This is a genomic window from Candidatus Methanoplasma cognatum (assembly GCA_009777615.1).
GTDB lineage: Archaea > Thermoplasmatota > Thermoplasmata > Methanomassiliicoccales > Methanomethylophilaceae > Methanoplasma > Methanoplasma cognatum.
The window spans coordinates 102,949-121,338 of sequence record WRLM01000005.1 but is presented as its reverse complement, the minus strand read 5'-3'; the positions used below and the strand labels follow the sequence as shown (position 1 = coordinate 121,338).

General features: G+C 45.6%; 16 protein-coding genes and 1 tRNA gene. 7 read left to right on the top strand and 10 right to left on the bottom strand.

The window, feature by feature from the left end; translation table 11 throughout:
* Positions 1-2,704, bottom strand: a 2,704-nt coding sequence (locus tag FWG96_06755) for a hypothetical protein (GenBank protein MCL2032945.1), incomplete at its 3' end; no start/stop codon positions are given.
* A gap of 696 nt (positions 2,705-3,400) precedes the next feature.
* On the opposite strand from FWG96_06755, the gene FWG96_06750 reads away from it, so the two are divergent.
* Positions 3,401-3,655 (top strand): hypothetical protein, encoded by a 255-nt coding sequence (locus FWG96_06750; protein ID MCL2032944.1) that lies wholly within the window; start codon positions 3,401-3,403, stop codon positions 3,653-3,655.
* Complete coding sequence (gene truD / locus FWG96_06745) at positions 3,652-4,962, top strand: tRNA pseudouridine(13) synthase TruD (GenBank protein MCL2032943.1); 1,311 nt, start codon at positions 3,652-3,654, stop codon at positions 4,960-4,962. Before FWG96_06750 ends, truD begins: the two co-directional genes overlap by 4 nt.
* Here truD and FWG96_06740 read toward each other — a convergent pair whose 3' ends face one another.
* Positions 4,963-7,893 (bottom strand): tetratricopeptide repeat protein, encoded by a 2,931-nt coding sequence (locus FWG96_06740; GenBank protein ID MCL2032942.1) that lies wholly within the window; start codon positions 7,891-7,893, stop codon positions 4,963-4,965.
* 115 nt (positions 7,894-8,008) lie between these two features.
* Between FWG96_06740 and FWG96_06735 the strand changes: the two genes are divergently transcribed.
* Positions 8,009-8,081: transfer RNA gene (locus FWG96_06735), tRNA-Gly, on the top strand.
* Between the two features lie 178 nt (positions 8,082-8,259).
* Here FWG96_06735 and FWG96_06730 read toward each other — a convergent pair.
* The gene (locus FWG96_06730) at positions 8,260-9,276 is read right to left on the bottom strand and encodes a hypothetical protein (GenBank protein ID MCL2032941.1); all 1,017 of its coding nucleotides are present in this window, start codon (positions 9,274-9,276) and stop codon (positions 8,260-8,262) included.
* 356 nt (positions 9,277-9,632) lie between these two features.
* Between FWG96_06730 and FWG96_06725 the strand changes: the two genes are divergently transcribed.
* The gene (locus FWG96_06725; GenBank protein ID MCL2032940.1) at positions 9,633-10,757 is read left to right on the top strand and encodes a hypothetical protein; all 1,125 of its coding nucleotides are present in this window, start codon (positions 9,633-9,635) and stop codon (positions 10,755-10,757) included.
* Between the two features lie 92 nt (positions 10,758-10,849).
* Here FWG96_06725 and FWG96_06720 read toward each other — a convergent pair whose 3' ends face one another.
* The 3 genes from FWG96_06720 to FWG96_06710 form a co-directional block, all read right to left on the bottom strand.
* Positions 10,850-11,104, bottom strand: coding sequence for a hypothetical protein (locus FWG96_06720; protein MCL2032939.1), 255 nt, complete (start codon positions 11,102-11,104; stop codon positions 10,850-10,852).
* Positions 11,077-11,268, bottom strand: a complete 192-nt coding sequence (locus tag FWG96_06715) for a hypothetical protein (GenBank protein MCL2032938.1) — start codon at positions 11,266-11,268, stop codon at positions 11,077-11,079. Before FWG96_06715 ends, FWG96_06720 begins: the two co-directional genes overlap by 28 nt.
* A gap of 306 nt (positions 11,269-11,574) precedes the next feature.
* Entirely contained in the window at positions 11,575-11,847 is a 273-nt protein-coding gene (locus FWG96_06710; protein MCL2032937.1) for a site-specific integrase, read from the bottom strand.
* Between the two features lie 38 nt (positions 11,848-11,885).
* Between FWG96_06710 and FWG96_06705 the strand changes: the two genes are divergently transcribed.
* Positions 11,886-12,167 (top strand): hypothetical protein, encoded by a 282-nt coding sequence (locus tag FWG96_06705; protein ID MCL2032936.1) that lies wholly within the window; start codon positions 11,886-11,888, stop codon positions 12,165-12,167.
* A gap of 6 nt (positions 12,168-12,173) precedes the next feature.
* Here the strand turns inward: FWG96_06705 and FWG96_06700 are convergent, their stop codons facing one another.
* From FWG96_06700 to FWG96_06690, 3 genes are all read right to left on the bottom strand, one after another.
* The gene (locus tag FWG96_06700) at positions 12,174-13,190 is read right to left on the bottom strand and encodes a hypothetical protein (GenBank protein ID MCL2032935.1); all 1,017 of its coding nucleotides are present in this window, start codon (positions 13,188-13,190) and stop codon (positions 12,174-12,176) included.
* 17 nt (positions 13,191-13,207) lie between these two features.
* Positions 13,208-14,035, bottom strand: a complete 828-nt coding sequence (locus tag FWG96_06695) for a hypothetical protein (GenBank protein MCL2032934.1) — start codon at positions 14,033-14,035, stop codon at positions 13,208-13,210.
* 554 nt (positions 14,036-14,589) lie between these two features.
* Positions 14,590-14,922 (bottom strand): hypothetical protein, encoded by a 333-nt coding sequence (locus tag FWG96_06690; protein ID MCL2032933.1) that lies wholly within the window; start codon positions 14,920-14,922, stop codon positions 14,590-14,592.
* 244 nt (positions 14,923-15,166) lie between these two features.
* Here FWG96_06690 and FWG96_06685 point away from each other — a divergent pair, with 244 nt between their 5' ends.
* Positions 15,167-16,384, top strand: a complete 1,218-nt coding sequence (locus FWG96_06685) for an ATP-binding protein (protein MCL2032932.1) — start codon at positions 15,167-15,169, stop codon at positions 16,382-16,384.
* Positions 16,385-16,610: 226 nt separating this feature from the next.
* Positions 16,611-17,462: a prephenate dehydratase gene (gene pheA, locus FWG96_06680; GenBank protein ID MCL2032931.1), complete on the top strand. Its 852-nt coding sequence runs from the start codon at positions 16,611-16,613 to the stop codon at positions 17,460-17,462.
* A gap of 3 nt (positions 17,463-17,465) precedes the next feature.
* Here pheA and FWG96_06675 read toward each other — a convergent pair whose 3' ends face one another.
* The gene (locus FWG96_06675; protein MCL2032930.1) at positions 17,466-18,374 is read right to left on the bottom strand and encodes a radical SAM protein; all 909 of its coding nucleotides are present in this window, start codon (positions 18,372-18,374) and stop codon (positions 17,466-17,468) included.
* Positions 18,375-18,390: the final 16 nt, after the last annotated feature.

Genomic DNA, 18,390 nt, shown 5'->3' with positions numbered 1-18,390 from the left:
TGGCCGAGGGTGCCGCCGATGCAAAGATGTCAGAGTGGTCACGGATCATACGCCATGTGAACCTTCCTCCCATTGAGAATCCGGTCACGTGGATCTTGTTCTCGTCCACGCCGAGTTCGGCGACGAGACGGTTCAGGACCTCCATCAGCTGGTCGTCAAAGGTCGGGGGTATCTGCTGGTTGGATGCGATGTTAGGCTGAAGGACTATGTATCCTTCTCTGGCACCGATCTCACGCAGGTTGGTTCCGTTGTTCTCCTGGGTGGCATCCATTGTGCTGCCATGGCAGTCAAGGATCAATCCGACCGGCCCATCAAGGAACTGTTCCGGTATCTCCACGTCATAGCCGACCCTGTCGTACTCGAAATAGTGGTGTCCGGGAGTCTTGTCCTTTATCAGGTGGCCCACTTTCACTTCATTCTTCGGGTGTGCGATGAAGAACTTCATTACCTCTTCACCAATGATGAACGAATTCTCGCCCTCACAAGCGAAAGATGATATGGGGTTCTCCGGGTCATAATACACAGTGCTTCCGGGGAAGCAGTGGCCGCCCACAGCTCCGTAAAGGAACGGTGCGCCGGACGAATAGTCATGCATGAAGATCTCAAACACAGTTCCATTCGCATTGGTATAGCGGGTGTGGGTGAAAGTATCGTCTCCTGCTATCTGTACTCCGTTGCCGATATCCCATGTGTCCGATATTGCCGTCCAAAGCTCAATTCCGCGAGGATATACTGAGTCCTTGGTTCCTATCATGTACAGGATCGGGATCTCCATCTCGGGCATGTTGTCCTTGGAGGGAACATACCTTGTCTCGTCCGCTCCGGCTCCGGTCGCCAGCGGGGCTACCGATGCCAGGATGTCGGAATGATCACGCAGGGCACGCATAGTGAACGCTCCGCCCTGAGAGAATCCTGTTGCATGTATGCGGTTCTCATCGATGTTGAGTGAATCTACAACGATGGCCAACATCTCGAATATAGGCTCATCCCAGTTTATGGTAACGTTCCTGGTAGGCACAGACGGCTGGAGTATGACATACCCGTATTGCTGTCCGAGCGCACGCATGTTCGTTCCATTGTTCTGTATGTCGGCATCCATGGTGAGACCGTGCATATCGAGGACCAACCCTACCTGGCCGTCCTCGATCTGTTCGGGGATCTCCAGATCGAACAGTATTCCTTCGTAGGTGTAGAGATGATGTCCGGGTGATGTGTCTGCGAGTACCGATCCAGTCGTCTTCGCTTCGTTCTTCGGGTGTGCCTTGAAGAACTTTACGACCTCTTCTCCCCAGTGGAACGAAACGTCGTCTTCGCAAGCGAATGTTTGGAAGGGATTATCTGAGTCATAGTAAACTGTGCTTCCGGGGAAGCAGTGACCCGTGACGCCCGACGATCCGAAGGGAGCAGTAGATGAATAACTGTGATATATGAACTCATACACGGTCCCATTTTCGTTTATGTAGCGGGCGTGCGTGTACGTGTCATCTCCTGCGATGATCAGGCCAGGGCCCATATTCCATGAATCTATCACGGCATTGCTCTGGCGAAGTCCGTTTAATTCAAAGTTCGATACAAAGTCCTGCGTTCCATGCATTTGCAGTATCGGGAGCTCGACCGGAGGTATGTCATCTCCGGTGAACAAGCATCCCAGGTTACCATTGTAAGCTGCGCCCGCGGGAGCCGCTGAGGCATAGAAGTCCGGATGGTCGTGTATGGAGCGCCATGTGAACATTCCTCCCATGGAGAAGCCTGTTATGTGCAGGCGGTTCCTGTCTATGTTGAGCGCATCGACAACGAGATTGATCACCTCAAACATCGAATCATCGAAATTGCGGGTGACCATACTGGATGGTAGTGACGGTTGAAGAACGACATATCCCTCTCTGCTTCCTATCTCGCGCAGGTTGGTTCCGTTGTTCTCCTGGGTGGCATTCATGGTGGCGCCGTGCATATCAATGATAAATCCGCGGATTTGTGCAGGTACCTCCAGGTCATAAGTGATCCCGTCTATTTTGAATACGTAGTGTCCGGGGATAATGTAGGAGTTCTTATCGCCCTTGATACCATCAACGTTGATGTAGACGTTAACACTCGTCAGATCGGTCACCCAGGGGGCCTCGAAGGTGTAAAAAGAACCTTTGAAACTGAATTGTTGCTGGCCCGGTGATGATGTCCAGATATAACTGCTGTCGAAGCCTTTGTCGTTTTTGTTCTTAAAGGCCTGCATATTATTAGAAATAGACATATCTGCTTTACTGACCGATATCGTATCATTGAAGAATATCGTGAACTCTTCGGTGTCGTTGTTATAAACAATCGTATACTCCCCGACCTTGGTCAGGTTGTTACCCCTCACAAGATCAAAAGTATAACTACTCTGTGCTGTGAAATCCATCGCTCCATTGTATTGGAACCACGAATTACCATTTTCGCCGATCGCTGCGGCGAGGTTGTGTGGTTGGTTTTTGCGGTCTAAACTGCCTTCATCGGCATAACCGCCAGTCGCCGACCCATTAAAATCAGCTTGAACACTGGTGTAATTATCATCAGTGCTGAGCCTTGGATATGGAATGGGTATGAGTGATTCTTCGTCTTGAACACTGGTGGAATTAACATCTTTGCTGAACGCCCCCATCTCGTATGCAGCACAAACGCAAACCGTAACCAGCGTGATAGCTAACGCTAATACGCTTATACTCTTCATTGTGTTCTCCTCCACTATTATATAAACAGTTTGCTTGAAACAACCATGACTATAATATATATAGGTTCTGTTGGATGCAACTATACGACCTTTGATCCCGTCTTTTTTCAATAGATTTCAGCGGTTTTCATCGTTTAGCGCGGCCTATGCTTTAAAAAAAGCGTTATGTGAAAATACAAGGGATTGAAAGAACACTCCCGCATCAAAACAGTTATATGTGATCACGTTCCTACTCTTTCCTTACTTTCTCTCCATTTAACTTTGTCATTCTCCATCTGGCATATTTAAATGTATCTTCAAATTTTATATTGTTTCAGTTGCAGGTATATATTTATTGAAATATAGGTTTTCAGCCGAAAGTTATAGGGATTTTCTCATAGGTTTCGGTTGACAACAGAATCCCACTATATACTGACAAGAGGTTTTGGCACATCTTCAGTAAAGACATTCATACGCACGTCACTTTCCGGCTGAGAAGGCGCCATACTCTTATGACGGAAAACCAGACATCTGAGATTTTGAAAAACTGCTGCCCGGATGGCTCATGGGAAAAATATCCTCCAGCCTGCTTATGTTCCGATACGCAGAATCATAAAAACGGACTAGGTATGTCCTATAAGTGCGGAGCTCCTCCTCTCAGAAGGAGGAGAAGCCGCGTTTACGAAAACTTTATTATTCGTATCGTAATCGCAACGCATGGAAGTCTATACCGTCGAAAAGACAGATAAGACGATAACGCTCGGATTCACCGGCGAGGACCCGACGATCATAGAGCTTATGATGAAGATGCTCAGCGATGACAAAAACGTCAATTTGGTGAGATACATAAACCACCACCCGGAGCTGTCCGACGCCGTTTTACATGTGGAAGTCAGCAAAGGAAAGCCTGAGGACGCGGTGAAGAAGGCCTCCAAAGCAATATCCGCCTATTTTGCAACGGTAAAGCAATGAACGGCCCGTACAGGGAATGCCGCACCGCCGAAGCGGACATCGGCATGTCCTTCTACCTGAGCGACACGGACGGGACCGGCGGACGTCTCAAAAAAGAGCCGGAGGATTTTGTTGTAAAAGAGATATCGGACAGACCTGAGGCCGCTGCGGACGGAAGGTTCGTTATCGCAGAAGTTACCAGCAGGAATTGGGAAACGAACCGCCTCGTAAGACTGCTTTCGAGAGGCCTCGGCATATCCCGCGAAAAGATAGGCTTTGCCGGGACAAAGGACAAAAGAGCGGTGACGACGCAGCTAATGTCCTTCGAATGCCCCATCGATTCTATGAAAAGGATCTCCCTCAAGGATGTGGAGATCAAAGAGCCATACACTGCAAAAAGAGGGGTTCAGATCGGGGACCTGCTGGGGAATTCGTTTGCGGTCAGGGTCAGAGAGTGCACTGTCCCGGAGAACGACATCTCTGAGACCCTTGACGCCGTTTCCTCGGCCGTGAAGGATAAGGGGGGCTTTCCGAACTATTTCGGAGTGCAGAGGTTCGGATCTGTCAGGCCGATAACGCATAAGGTCGGCGAATCCATAGTCAGAGGAGATATAGAAGGAGCTGTCCGAAGTTATGTTTCGGACCTGTCCGCATTCGAGGACGAGGATGTCACGGACGCGAGAAGAGCCCTGTCTGAAGACGGCGACTGGTCCTCCCTTCTGAAAGATATGCCGGATTCGCTGTCGTTCGAGAAGATCATGGTGGAACACATTGTCTCTTACCCAGACGATTGGAAGGGGGCCATAGAAAAACTCCCTAAGAACCTCCAGATGATGTTCGTGCATGCCTACCAGTCATATCTTTTCAACAGGATGCTCAGCGGACGTATGGGGAAAGGCATCCCTCTGAACAGACCCATAGTGGGGGATGTCGTCATCCCCCTGGATTCCAACAGGGTGCCTCAGCATGAGAACCCTGTCGCTACGACGCCGAACAACATTGACCTTGTGACAAGACAGGTCAGATCGGGCAGGGCGTTCGTTACCATATCGCTGTTCGGTTCCGAAAGCAGGATAGCGGAAGGAGAGATGGGAGAGATCGAGAGATCCGTCATTGAAAACGAGAGGATCTCCGGCAAGGACTTCATTGTCCCAGGGCTGCCGCACTGCAGTTCGAAGGGGAGCAGGAGGGAGATACTGTGTCCCGTGGCAGGTCTGTCGCACAGGATCGCCGGCGACGGATACGAGGTCAGCTTCTCCCTTACGAAGGGGAATTATGCGACATGCCTTTTAAGAGAATATATGAAATCGGAAATGAACAGATACTGATCACAGGTTGTCTTTGACCAGCTTCGCCTGATACGCTCCGATCTTGTGCCCTTTCATTATTTCTTCAATGGATGTGTCCTTTTGGGTTGCTTCCGCTATCTTCCTCAGATCCGGAGGGAGCGCTTTCGCCGACTTTTTGGCGCTTAACACCTTATACATGTAGGCGACCAGTAACTTCGCTTCGTCCGCATCCTTCGCCCCGCCGGCGACATACGCGCTGGGTATCGTTATCAGCGGTTCGCTCTCCAGGCCCGTGCAGTTCCCTTTGGTCACCGCGTTGAACGAAAGCTTCTCCATCCTTTCGAACTCCAGTGTTCCTGGGCTGACGTCGCCGTATTCCGATATGTCGGAGAGATAGGCCATTATGGCCCTGGCGGTGGCCTCATCGATATCCAGCGCTTCGACCAGCGTCGGATCGCTCAGCGAGAGTTTTGATATGTATGCGCGCCTCAGGACCCTTTCTGCATATCTTTTTATTGTGTCTGGTACTTTTTGTTTCTGTGCCTTGGGGGCATATTGGCGTTTTTGTTCGGCCTTATCTTCCGCGGGGCTGATCTCCATGTACATCCTGCTTGCCGCATTCACATCGCCCGTGGCCGCGTACGCTTCGGCGAGATCGTTTCTGATCAGATTATTATCCGGCTGTGCTGCCAAAATGCGGCGGCAGACCTCGATTATCCCTCTGTGGTCCTCTCTCAGCGTGCAGAACTCCTTTTTGGTTATGAGGAGAGGGATCGAGGACGGCTCCGCCTTGAGCGCATTCTCTATCAGGCCTGCGGCGGCCTCGTCCCTGCCATTGAGCATAAGTATCCTGACCGCTGCGGCGACCCCTTCCTCATCGAAGGGCCTCAGTTCGACCAGCTTCACTGCCGCTTCCTCCGCCGCCTTGATATTACCGGAGGCCATCCCCACGTCGCGCCTGATCCTCATCACTTCGATGTTATCAGGATCGGTGACCGTCGCCATATCCAGATAATAAAGCGCTTCATCAAATCTTCCGAGCTCCGCGAAGATCATTCCCTTTTTCACAAGCGCGTATATGTCGCCCGGTCTGAGTTCGATAACCCTGTTCAGGGACTCGACCGCCCCGGCCAGGTCTTTCTTCTTCTCCTGTATGGAAGAACGCGAGACCCAGTACTCCGGTTCGTTCATATCCAGAAGGACGGCTTTGTTGTAAGCTTCTTCGGCATTCTTGAGGTCGCCCATGGCCTCGTCGGCCATGCCCTTCGAGTGCCATGCCATCGGATCCTTCGGGTCCAGCTCGGAAGCGTATGCGAAGGCGGCGGATGCTTCTTTGTAATTACCCAGGGCATACTCGGCGTTCCCTTTCAAACGCCTCACCGCCGGATTCTTGCCGAACTCCCTTTCCTTCTCGATGAACATCTGTACCGCCTCCCTGTACTTGCCGTCGATGATCATGGACGATAAGACATTAACGAAATTCTCCGCTCTGTTGTCTGCTACCATCATGTCCTTGTACGAGGAGTAGGACTCCTCTCTCTTCACCGAAAGATTCGCCTTCGACAGGGTGTTCATGGCGTCGACGTTCCCTGGGTCCAGCTGAAGTATCCTGTTGCTCAGCCTTACGGCGTCCTCGCTCTTTCCGCCGGCGATCGCGATGTCCTTCATCAGAAGCAGCACCCCCACATTATCTGGGTCTGCTTTCTCCGCTTTCTCCAGTTCTGCCGCCGCTTTGTCCGCCCTCCCTGTCTTGAACAGTATCCTCGCCTTCTGACGCCTGACGTCTGCATTGTCTGGATTCTTATCGACCCCGTTCAGGACCGTCCTCAGGGCGGCGTTTATGTTCCCACTCTCGAACTCTATCTCCGATTTCAGAACGAATGCGCTCGGATCGCCCGGATGGGAAAGGAGGACCTTGTCCACCACCGACTCTGCGTCCGCATAGAAGGAGTTCGAGAACAGCACCTTCGCCCCCATGACATATGCCGCAAGGTCCGCGTTCTCGCTGTCCAGGTATTCTTTCGCGCATTGCGCCGCTTCCGCTTTCATTCCCAGCGCCGAATAGGTTTGGATCAAGCCTCTCATGACCAATGGGGAAACAGGGTCCAGTGCTTCCGCGTCCCTGTACATGGACAGCGCTTTCTCAAAGTTCCCTCCGGAGTAGAACGCTTTGGCCGCCTCGCATATTATGTAAACGCAGTTCGCGCTTTTTGTGAGGAGGGAGGTGTACATCATCTGAGCGGAGTGCCAGTCTCTCTCGTCCATGGACATCCTGGCGGATGCTAGCACATACTCCGAATTCTTTTTCTTGTACTCTTCGGACCTTATCATCGCTTCGGTGGCCTCGTCCCTGCTACCTTTGTACCAATCCCTGTAGATCTCATACAGCTTCTGAACGGGATTGGAGCCGGTGTTATCGCCGAAGGGTATCTGCTCCCTGCCGGCGGCCAGCAGTTCGATGTTCTGCCTGTACATCCAGCCTTCCGCCGGCTCCGCCTGCTGGATGAGCTCATAGAACATAGGAAAAGCGGGGTCGCTGCATCTTGCCCTCATCAGTTCCTTCTTTGCCTTCGGGGTATCGCCCGCCTCCATCGCTATCTTTGCCCTCACGCATCCCAGCATGGGGATGTTCTGAGCGTGCTTCACCGATTCCGCCATCTCTTCCGCCTTATCCCACCTGTCGACACCGGCATAGACAAGGGCCGCCGTCAGCGCCGGCATGCAGTCATTAGGCCTGCTTTTGGAAACAAGCTGGTCGATGAGCGGCTCCATCCCGCTGCTCTGCGTCTCGAATAGTTTCTCAATGAGCAGCGAAAGTATCGCGGAATTAGCGGATCTTTCGCGTTTTATAACGCTATTGGCGATGCCGATGAAAAAATCGCTCTTCTGCGATGCACTGTCCTTTTCGGAGTTAAGCCTCTTCCAGACGTTTACTTCAAAACTATCCTGGAACACAGGTTCGTGCATCATGTACCAGTATCTTCCGCAGAATAGATAAATCTAAGTCTTTTCCTTTAAAATCACGAATGCTTTCCTAACCCAGCATTACAGTTAAATATCAAGTACAAAATAGGGGAGGTCCGTTGCAACTGTAATCTAGCTGGTCAGGATTCAAGCCTTCCAAGCTTGCTACCCGGGTTCGAATCCCGGCGGTTGCACTCACTTTTACCCACCCAGCATCAAAAAGGGGTGCAACCGGCCTGTTTCACCACACCTCCTTCGCTTCTTATGAGGCTTTGCCTGACGCCAAAGGGGCAGGGAATCGCAATTCACTTGGAAAAGATACAACTGGTTTTGGAAAGATCCTGATTTCTTTACTCGAGAGAATATTTCCACTTACATTCTTAGAGAACCATTATTATTCATCGGCCAAATGACTTTTTCTTCCCGTTCAATTATTAATCTAACTCTGTGAAGATATGAATCATAATCAATCCTATCTATATCAATAAGTCTCCACAATTGAAGTTTTTCAGCAATCTCTTTACACAGTTCTGCAGACTTTTCGTCACACTCTTTCCCTTCATGAACCATGTTCTTTCTTATTTCATAACAATTGTTAATGTCTCTTGCCAAGAGTAACGGTATATACTTGCCACACAGTTTTGTCTTTCTCCTTACAGGTCTCCCATTTTGGTCTACGCCAATAAGTGAATTTATTGATTTTCTTGCACTGGGTATCCCATTGTACGATCTAAGATTTCTTTTCAAAAATAGCTCTATTTGTACCCAATATAATATAAAAGCCACATCATAGTTTTTTACAGACCATTGATATAAGGCTTCAAATTCTCTTTGATAAGAGACAGTATTTTTTGATTCATAAAAATGTTCAGCTAGTTCTACTATGGGCGCAATTGTGTCTTTATGAAGAAACTGCTTGTTGAAGAGAATGTTGTTAAACTCATCTCCAAGAATTGCTTTTGAGCATGCTGTTGCTCTTCCTATGGACACATGTGATCTAACCAATGGAATTGAATTACCTCTTTCATTCCTCATCGGATCTAAATCTGTGATCTTGCACGAAAAACATGTATGACCTGTCAAAAGAGCAAAGGAAAGTAAAAGTGAATTTACGATGCGTTTTGCTATCTCATAATCGTCTGTTTTCAAAATAATTGTTCCTGATGATGTAAAAGTAACATCGATCGGATTAACGTTTTTTGAAAAAGTATGTGATTCGATTGGATTGGAAATGAATTTTTCTACAATGTAATTAACATAGTCAGTATCATCATCTTCAATAACTCTCTTCCAACTGTTGAACTCCTCCAAATAATTTGACGAATAGAAAAATACAATAGGATACATAATATGATATAATTTTGAATCGTCTGAATCGTGAGTTACCATAATTCATTATAATCGATTATGTAGAAATATAATACTATAGTCGAATGGGGATGCCCCTATTCGACATTAGATAGATGTTCAAACCACGCTGTACAGGATCCGACCTCTTATTTCAGAGGCTCGAAAGTCAGGTTAAAAGAGATACTTCAATTGAAACCATAGTTCCAAAAGTCTTATTTTGACGGCATCAAATTTCTCTTGTGTTATAATGCCTTCATCTGTTGTGGAAAAAGTTCTCTGAGGGAGGACACGGAGGAATAGTTTAAGAGGATGTGACTATTTGTGTGGAGGAAACCTCACACTTTTTTATTTATTAACCATATTATAGTATGATGTGCAACGACTACATAGAGAAGATGGAAAAGCTCGCACATAAAATTGGTAAGATTAATCGTTTTAACTACAACTATTTTATTAGAAGATATGACAACCAAATCAAAGATTTATGTGAAGGAGCAAGCAAATTCAAATATGAATGGAAAGACTCTTCTTCAGACTGCAGAATGGGCATTTTTTATCAATTAGGTACCGATTCGAAAAATGAAAACGAAGCAAGAGTCCTATACGATATTTACCTAGAGAACCATTCTTTTCATGAAAGACGCAGTTATGAACAATATAACGAATCTCAACCCCTGTTTCAAGCCTTTCCTGAACTATTTGAAAAGATAAGTAAACAGGGTAGCGGCGAATACCTTCCTAGAAATATTTTTGATGATTGTGAATTGAGAGGAGGGAAATATGTGGACGATGGGGTTCGTTTTGGACCATTTATCGGAGTTAGTTACAAAGGACATTGCTTTGAATATCTTGAAAAGGATAAAATGATCCAACACATCGAAAAAACTTATGGAAACAACTATCTTTTACACATCGACCCATACTTTGTACACAATCTTTCAGATATTTCATATTATAAGGAAGCCGCTGTTATTCGCCCAATAGATCCAAAATGTATAAGTAATTTCAGACTACAAAAGAAATACACAGGGGGAGAGTACGATTGTTCACAAAAAAATGAAAAATTAGAAGACTTGCCTGAATACAAATCTACTTTTCAAAGCCAGAATGATGCGCGGCTTGAAGTTATTATCAAGACCAAGAACCGTAATGATATGGAAATGTACATCGAAGAAGTACATTTAGATAATTTCAGACAACGAGTAATCGGGAGATTTATACACTGTATCATTAACGATGCATATGGTAAAGATCTCGGAAATATGAATTTAAATCATCTCGATTTTTCTATTAATGTGTATCTAGAAGACAGAGCAGAACAGAGATGGATCAGCAGGCTATCCAATGGAGAGGACATTGTTAAAGCAACATATCGTACTCATGCGCTGAGGTTAGATGGCATTCCTTTTTTTGGTCTGATAACATGTGCGTATTTCTTCATTAAAAAAACATGTCTGGCTTTAGAATGGATTTATAATCAGTTTGGAATGGATATTTTGAATCTCAACCTAGCAAAATAAAAAATTAATGCCAATCTATTTGGTTTAAACAATCAATAAAATGATCCTTAATCATTCCTCTTCTTCTGATATTAAAAATTGATAGTGAAACATTATGCCCTCCCGTTTGTTCTGATGACTTTGCTTCTGATGCAGATTATTTTCGGTATAGCCCTTATTTCGCAAAGGTCACAGTCTTCCTCACATTTCTCGGGGTCACAGTGTGTGGCATTCTGTCTCTCTATCTCATCCATCATTGAAATCAATAAGTCACAGAGCACATCTCTCAGCATCTCTGGCAAATCTTCCTCTGAAAAACCCTCTAATTCTTCTTTGTCTTCTAAACAAATGAAGATATCTCCTGCCATTTTTCCCGATTGAAGTGCGAGAGTATCTTCAGATCAACGTATACGTTGCCTTCTGAAAAAGACATGATTAATGTCTTTTGCTCTTCATCGTTGTCTCCGATGTTCATCTGTCTGAAGTATATTCCTATCTTCTTGCCTAAGTTTGTTTCTACACTTGTTGCCATGTTTTCATGTTCCTTTCTGTTGTTTTGTTAAGAGATTTTCTAATGAGTTTTTGGATTTGATGCCTCAGCAACCACAGCTTACATGCCTGTCAAACGGTCAGAATTCCATCTAACCGAGTCGCTGAGAACACCCAAAAGTCTATGGTGAAACCGATTGATTTCGAATTATTGTAAAAATGCAGAATTGACCCTTATTTAGAAAACGCTGGCTAAGGGGGGTGTGAAACCCGGCGGTTGCACTCACTTTATCATAGCCAGCATCCAGATGGGTGCAACCTGCGTGTTTCATTATACTTCCTTCGCTCCTTAGATTACATTCGCTTGTGATTTCCTGCAGTAGTAGCCTTCGGTGGTCTTCGTTGAAGAGTGTCCCATCAGAACGGAGACGGCTTCGATGTTGAGGCCCTTGTCCAGATAGTTCTGACCGAAGCCTCTGCGGCAGTCTCTGAGCTCAAATTTCTCGCCTATTTTTACCTCGATTTTTGACTTGATCTTCCTGAAACTGTTGCCCGAAAGATGACCGTAACCGTCCGAAAACGAGAAGAATAGCGCCTTTGTTTCAGCGGAGTGGGACTTCAACCACTTGCTGCGTAGCAACAGGTATTGAATTATGAAATATGGGATTTGCGTTAGAAATTCTCGAGAGAAAGTTCTCCCTTTATGTCATAATGGCCGTCAAAGAGAACCCAGGATCGAAAAAGACAGAGATAACAAAGTTAGAGGGTGGAAATGAAAGAACGAAGTTCCTGAGGATCAATGACGTGATCGGAGAAGAGAATAAACAACACAATGCAATGAGGCTTTACCTGACGCCGAGGGGGCAGGAGGTCGCAAGCCACTTGGAAAAGATACAGCAAGTTCTGGAAAGAGTGAACAAACAGGAAGATATTAAAGAATGAGTCTTCTCATTTGCTTTTTCCAGAACCATATTTAGCATTATGGGCAATAATAGGCTCAATTATTTTTCCATATGAATTTTTTATTTGCAACAATATCTTGCTAATTTCATCAATTTCTTTAGGAGATCTAGCTTCTGTTATGTGATTAGTCAGGCTTTCGTATTGCTCAAGAAGTGTGTCAGACCATTCGACATCCTCCATTTTTGCATCCTCACAGCCATATTCTTCACATAAGTCATTATGATACTTGGTCAATAAATGATATTTTTTTGTAATTTTGAGAATTTTGATTGCATCACCGATGGTTTCAATGCTTAAAAATCGATCATCGTTCAAAGTGTTTCTGGTTATCTTTAAAACACTCCCCTTGTGTTTCAGTAGTGTCTCGCTTGAAGTGATTCCAGACATACTATGCGTAAATTCGATAACTATGCGTAAATAATCCAGTTGAAATAGGCCCTTTTCGTCTTTTTTTACGAGAGTATTTACAAATTTTTGTGGAATGTGTGTCAACACCTTTTCGCTAATTATTATCCTCGACCATATTGCTTTCTTAGATTCGAGCTCAAATGCCTCTATGAATGGTTTTCCCAAAATGAAATCATCAATGTAGCATTTCCCATACGTAATTGCCCCCCTTAGCAACAAATTTGAATGATCCATTATTGAATTTTGAAGATGTGCTAGTATATTGATGGTCAGGGTAACTCGCATCTCGTCCCGCCCATCTCCTTCTAACTCTACCGAGATGAAAATATTATCCGTAAACATCCTTAATTTTACTTCGTAGCTTACTGTACTTCCATCAGCCATAGTTAATTCGGGGTCAAAAAGAGCTTTAGCAAACATCCACCCTTTTCTTATTGAAGCAAATAGTTCTTTTTCACCATTTATTTCAACAAAATCCTTGTATCCCAGAACATCAAGATGAACGATTAAGTAGTCTTTTGAGTCTCTGTCAAATATTTCTCCGAATGTAGCATCATCATTGAAGAGGTCCTCATCTACTGTTTTTTCAGACATTGTTACACCAGTTCGGATCAACCGTTGTCATGTTCCTTTAGAAAATCCAATCCAAGATTAACTTTGCCTTTGTCTTTCTCAGCCCACCATGTATATTTTTCATACTCTGGACCAAAAAATGTCTCTTTCTTCGCTCTGTCCTTTTTCTCAAATTCGGATAAGTTAAACATTCCCCAGATGTTTCCACATCTTCTGTCGTTCGGCAAGCCTGTAAAATGCTTTAGAAGCGAGTCGGAATCATCTGTCACAAAGTACACTGGCCCGATCTGAGAAGCCATATGCAGAACCAATTTGTCTTGATATGATAACTTCCCGCTATTTCCTCCATAATCTCCTGTTGCTGCCTCAATAAGAAACTTTGTCAACAAACCTGTTATTTCTGCAGAAACGTAATTATGATCAGAATACCCAGGCCGCTCGGATTTCATCGTAACAGACTGCTTTTTCGAACCTTTTGTTGAGAGTACCTGTAAAGTTCCATGTTTTGAATCATGTAAAACAATATCGGCATATAATTCGCCTTCTGCGGCAATTGGGAAATGACTTGCTAGATTGACTTTTGGACATGTTATTGTGATTGAATATTTCAGAATGAAATCACGTAAAACATCTGTAGCTTCTTCCCTTGATAGACCTTTTTTTCGTGTTGCCACATCAAAATACTCACCTATTACCATGGGAGAAATGTAGATGTACATTCCCAGATACTGGTCTAAAATGTAGTCAATACCAGGTATTAAATCTGGTCTATCTCCAGTTAGTTTAGCAACAATAAGGTTTGAGTCGAGGTAGCATGATCCAAAAATTGTGCCCATGTATCTTCTTCTTTCTTTGAACCATTCCATAAATGTTTATGACTTTTTTAACAGATAAAGCTATTCGACTCGAGTTATAATGATATCGTGTAGTCTAATGAACCTTAGTATTGCTTATGAGCAAAAGGAGTTCTGCAATCCTTCAGATCGTGCCTCCTCGTCCTTGTCCTGTGTCTGTAAGATTGCTTTCTCTCGTACCTCCGAACACCCATACTCTTATCGGAATTTAAGTTTGGGCAGTCTTGTTTCCTGAAGATCAATGAATTGATCGAAGAACGAATAATCATCATCGGGAAGAGAATAAACAACATAACTCAATGATACTTTACTTGATGCCAGAGGGGCAGGAGATCGCCAGACACATAGAGAAAATACAACAGGTTTGGAAAGACCCTAGTCGTTGAGACAGCGAATATCACAAATCATAATTTATTTCCCATTTATTTTACATTTATTTTCCCCAATTAAATTCATAGATTCTTATTTGCTGGCTATTTTAACTACTGCTATAAAATGGCATTTGCTTCTCGTTTGTTTTACGTTTATTTTCCCGATATTTTCGGATTGATCTTCAGATTTGTATATCATTTCATCGCACCAAAAAATACCCATGAACCAGTCTTTTTGGAACCTATTCTTCTAACGGTACCCTTTTCGGTAAGCAAAGAAATGATGATGTGTGTCTGACGTGTAGTAAGCTTAAGTTCTTTGGACATCTTGATAATAGTTATTCTGACATCGATCGAAATTAGTTCGCAAACTCTTATCTCATTCTCGGTGAGTCCGTGAGTGAGTTTTATGGGCATTCTATCGGGTACTTCCTCGATGGTCAATGTGTGCATCAGCGGCCGTTTGAATGTGACCTTGAAGAACCCTGTCGATTCAAATACCGAAGCTTCCAGTCCCGCATCCTTCATAAGGTCTCGATCTCATGTGGCCTTATCCGGGGCAAGTCACCCGATAATGATTCCAGCATAATAAAATTCCCATTTTTTTCCAATAATTATTCCCATTTTTTTCCAACAGCTTTTCCATCACGTTGAAAGGGCCTCTGCATGTGAACATCGCCGGAAGTATGCATGTTCCTGCCAACGGCTGAGGCATGCCACATATTATATACGACTAATTTAATATTGAATATTAAATTAGACGGAAATTGACATGTACTTAAAGAGGCACCTGGAAGACGTAGTAAAAAAAGCATCGGCGATGTTTGGTTCCATACTTGTGACCGGGCCAAGGCAGGTCGGTAAGACCACAATGCTCCGGGAGGTCACAGAAGGCATCAGATATGTCTCATTAGATGATCCGCTTCGTTTGTCGTCAGCTGTCAACGAAAGTATCACTTTCTTCAAGGATTTCCCGCCGCCGGTGTTCGTTGATGAAGTGCAGCGCGCACCTTCCCTCTTCATTGTAATGAAGATGATCATCGATGAGAGGAAGAAAAAAGGCCTGTTCTACTTATCCGGTTCGCAGCAGTTCCGTATGATGAAAAATGTGAGCGAGTCGCTTGCCGGCAGGATCGGCATCCTTAATATGCTGGGGTTATCGATGCGGGAGATGTCCGAGATCCCATTCAACCGACCGTTCTTACCGACCGAAGATTATTTCATTGAGAGATCTGAAACATATAGGCCTGTGGATCGGGGCCACCTCTGGGAGACCATACAGAGGGGATGTCTGCCGGAGCTTTTCATGAACAGGGAAATGGATTGCCGGATGTTCTATTCATCTTACGTGGCCACATACATAGAGCGGGATGTGAGAGATCTGATAAACATCGAAAACGAATTGAAATTCATCAGTTTCATGACAGTTATCGCCGGACGTACCGGCACCGTGCTTAATCTGTCGTCGGTGGCGAACGACGTGGGGATAAGCGTGCCCACGGCCGAACGCTGGCTGTCCGTGCTCAGGGCATCCAATATCATCTACCTGCTTCAGCCGTACCACAACAACATCACCAACCGTACCATCAAGGCGCCTAAGCTGTATTTCCTTGATACGGGCCTGGCCGCTTATCTCACGCGGTGGAATACGCCGGATGTCCTACGAGACGGCGCCATGGCAGGCGCTTTCTTTGAGACATATGTAATTTCCGAGGTCTTGAAAAGCTATTACAACGCGGGCATCTCGGACCCACACCTGTATTATTACAGAGATAAAGAAGGTAACGAGATCGATCTGATCATAGAGGAGAACGGCCTCCTGCATCCGATCGAGATCAAGAAAAACTCAGACCCAGGCAAGAAGGACATCAGAGCGTTCAGGATCGTAGACAGACTCGGAAAAAGGGGGCCGGGCGGCATCATTTGCACATATGACGACCTGCTCTCGCTCGACAGCAGCGATAAGATAATCCCTATCGGCATGATATGATCAATATAACAGTGCAACTGCCATGCTGCACTCACTCTCCGGCTCCTGCGAATTAGTATTTTTGCTGGCCTGCATTTATTGGAGTAACAATTCCCATTTTCACTGCATTTAGAGCAGTATTTCCGTACTTTTGATATTGCTGCAAACGGCCATTTTACGGATAATTAAAGAACATGGAATAAATATACATCTTTGTGCGGCCCAGCACATAAGATCTGGTGAAAAAATGAAGATAGCTTACCTTGGACCTGAGGGGACATTCACAGAACAGGCGGCGGACTTTTTCGTAAGATCGACAGATCATTTGGAGGCATTACTTTTTCCGCTTTCTTCTATAGAAGATGTCTTCGAGGCTGTTGAGAACAATAAAGCGGATTACGGAGTAGTTCCGATCGAGAATTCGATCGAGGGGGCGGTGAACACGACCATCGACACGCTCATCTTTGACTCCAAGCTTTTCATCTCGAAGCAGCTGACTCTGCCTATTGTGCAGAATCTGATGGTCGGCGAAAAGAACGCCGGCGGCAAGATCACAAAGATACTGTCGCACCCTCAGGCATTGGCGCAATGCAGGAAGTTCATAAACAAATCCTATCCGGACGCTGTCGTTGAATTTGTCAGTTCTACGGCTGAGGCCGCGAAGCTCGCCGCTTCCTGCGACGGAGAAAACGGAGAGATCATTGCGGCGATAGGTTCTAAGGTCTCAGCTGATCTCTATGATCTCACGACCATCCACGAGAATATCCAGAACAATAAGAACAACACAACCCAGTTCATTCTGCTGACAAAAGCTAACACGTCGCTGCCGAAGGCCGGCTGCAGCACATCAATCGTGTTCTCGACCGAGGATAAACCCGGAGAGCTCTACAAGATCCTGGATATCTTCGCAATATGGGATCTGAACATGACGAAGATACTGTCGCGCCCGACGAAGAACAGGCACGGAGAATATGTGTTCTTTATCGAGATCTCCGGATACGAGAACACTTCCGACGTTTCCGACGCGCTTACCATGATAAAGAGAAAAACGAGCTTCTTCAAGAATATGGGCTCTTACCATACGATCAATATGGGGTGATGTTCAATCGTGCTCGGAGGGCGGATCGCCGAGTATGTGATCGGATAAGGACGATTGCCTGCTTTTCGTTTCAAATCTTCGCAGATATTCGAGCACCTCGTCCATTTTATAGAGCATATTGTGCTCTTTGCAGACGTCTATAAAGATATCCGTCAGCCGGGCGTTGTTGGGGCTGTTGCAAACGTACGAATCCCCGAAACGATCAATGTACTTCTGCTTCACGCCGGGGAAGAGTCTGTCGATCGAATGATAGAAGTATTCTCTGTCGCCCTCTCTCAATGTCACGCCGAAACCGAAACACAATATTCCGCGGACCTTTGCTTCAATACAGTAATCGAGCAGCCCCCGAAGGTTCTCCTCAGAGTCATTTATGAACGGAAGTATGGGACATAGCCAGACAACTGTAGGTATTCCGGCTTCTCTCATAGTTTTTAAGACTCGGAAGCGTTCAAAGGTTGTGGAAACGTTGGGTTCTATCTTTCGGCATAATTCCTCGTCGTATGTTGTAAGGGTGACCTGCACCACGCATTTGGCCTTCTCGTTGATCGATTTCAGGAGGTCCGTGTCGCGCAGTATGCGGGAGGATTTCGTTAAGACGGAGACGCCGAAACCATATTTCTCGATCACGGAAAGGCATTGTCTGGTCATCTGCAGATCTTCCTCCAGATGGATGTACGGGTCGCACATCGCTCCCGTGCCGATCATGCATTTGTTCCTTTTCCTTTTCAATTGGGATTCGAGGATCTGCGGGGCGTTGCGCTTTACCTCTATGTCCTCAAAATCATGATCCATGCGGTAGCAGGCGCTGCGGCTGTCGCAGTATATGCAGCCGTGTGTGCATCCCCTGTATATATTCATCCCGTTGTTGGGGGAGAGGATCGTTTTGTAGTCGGCGTAGTGCATTTTGGTCATACCTTCTCTATGTAAC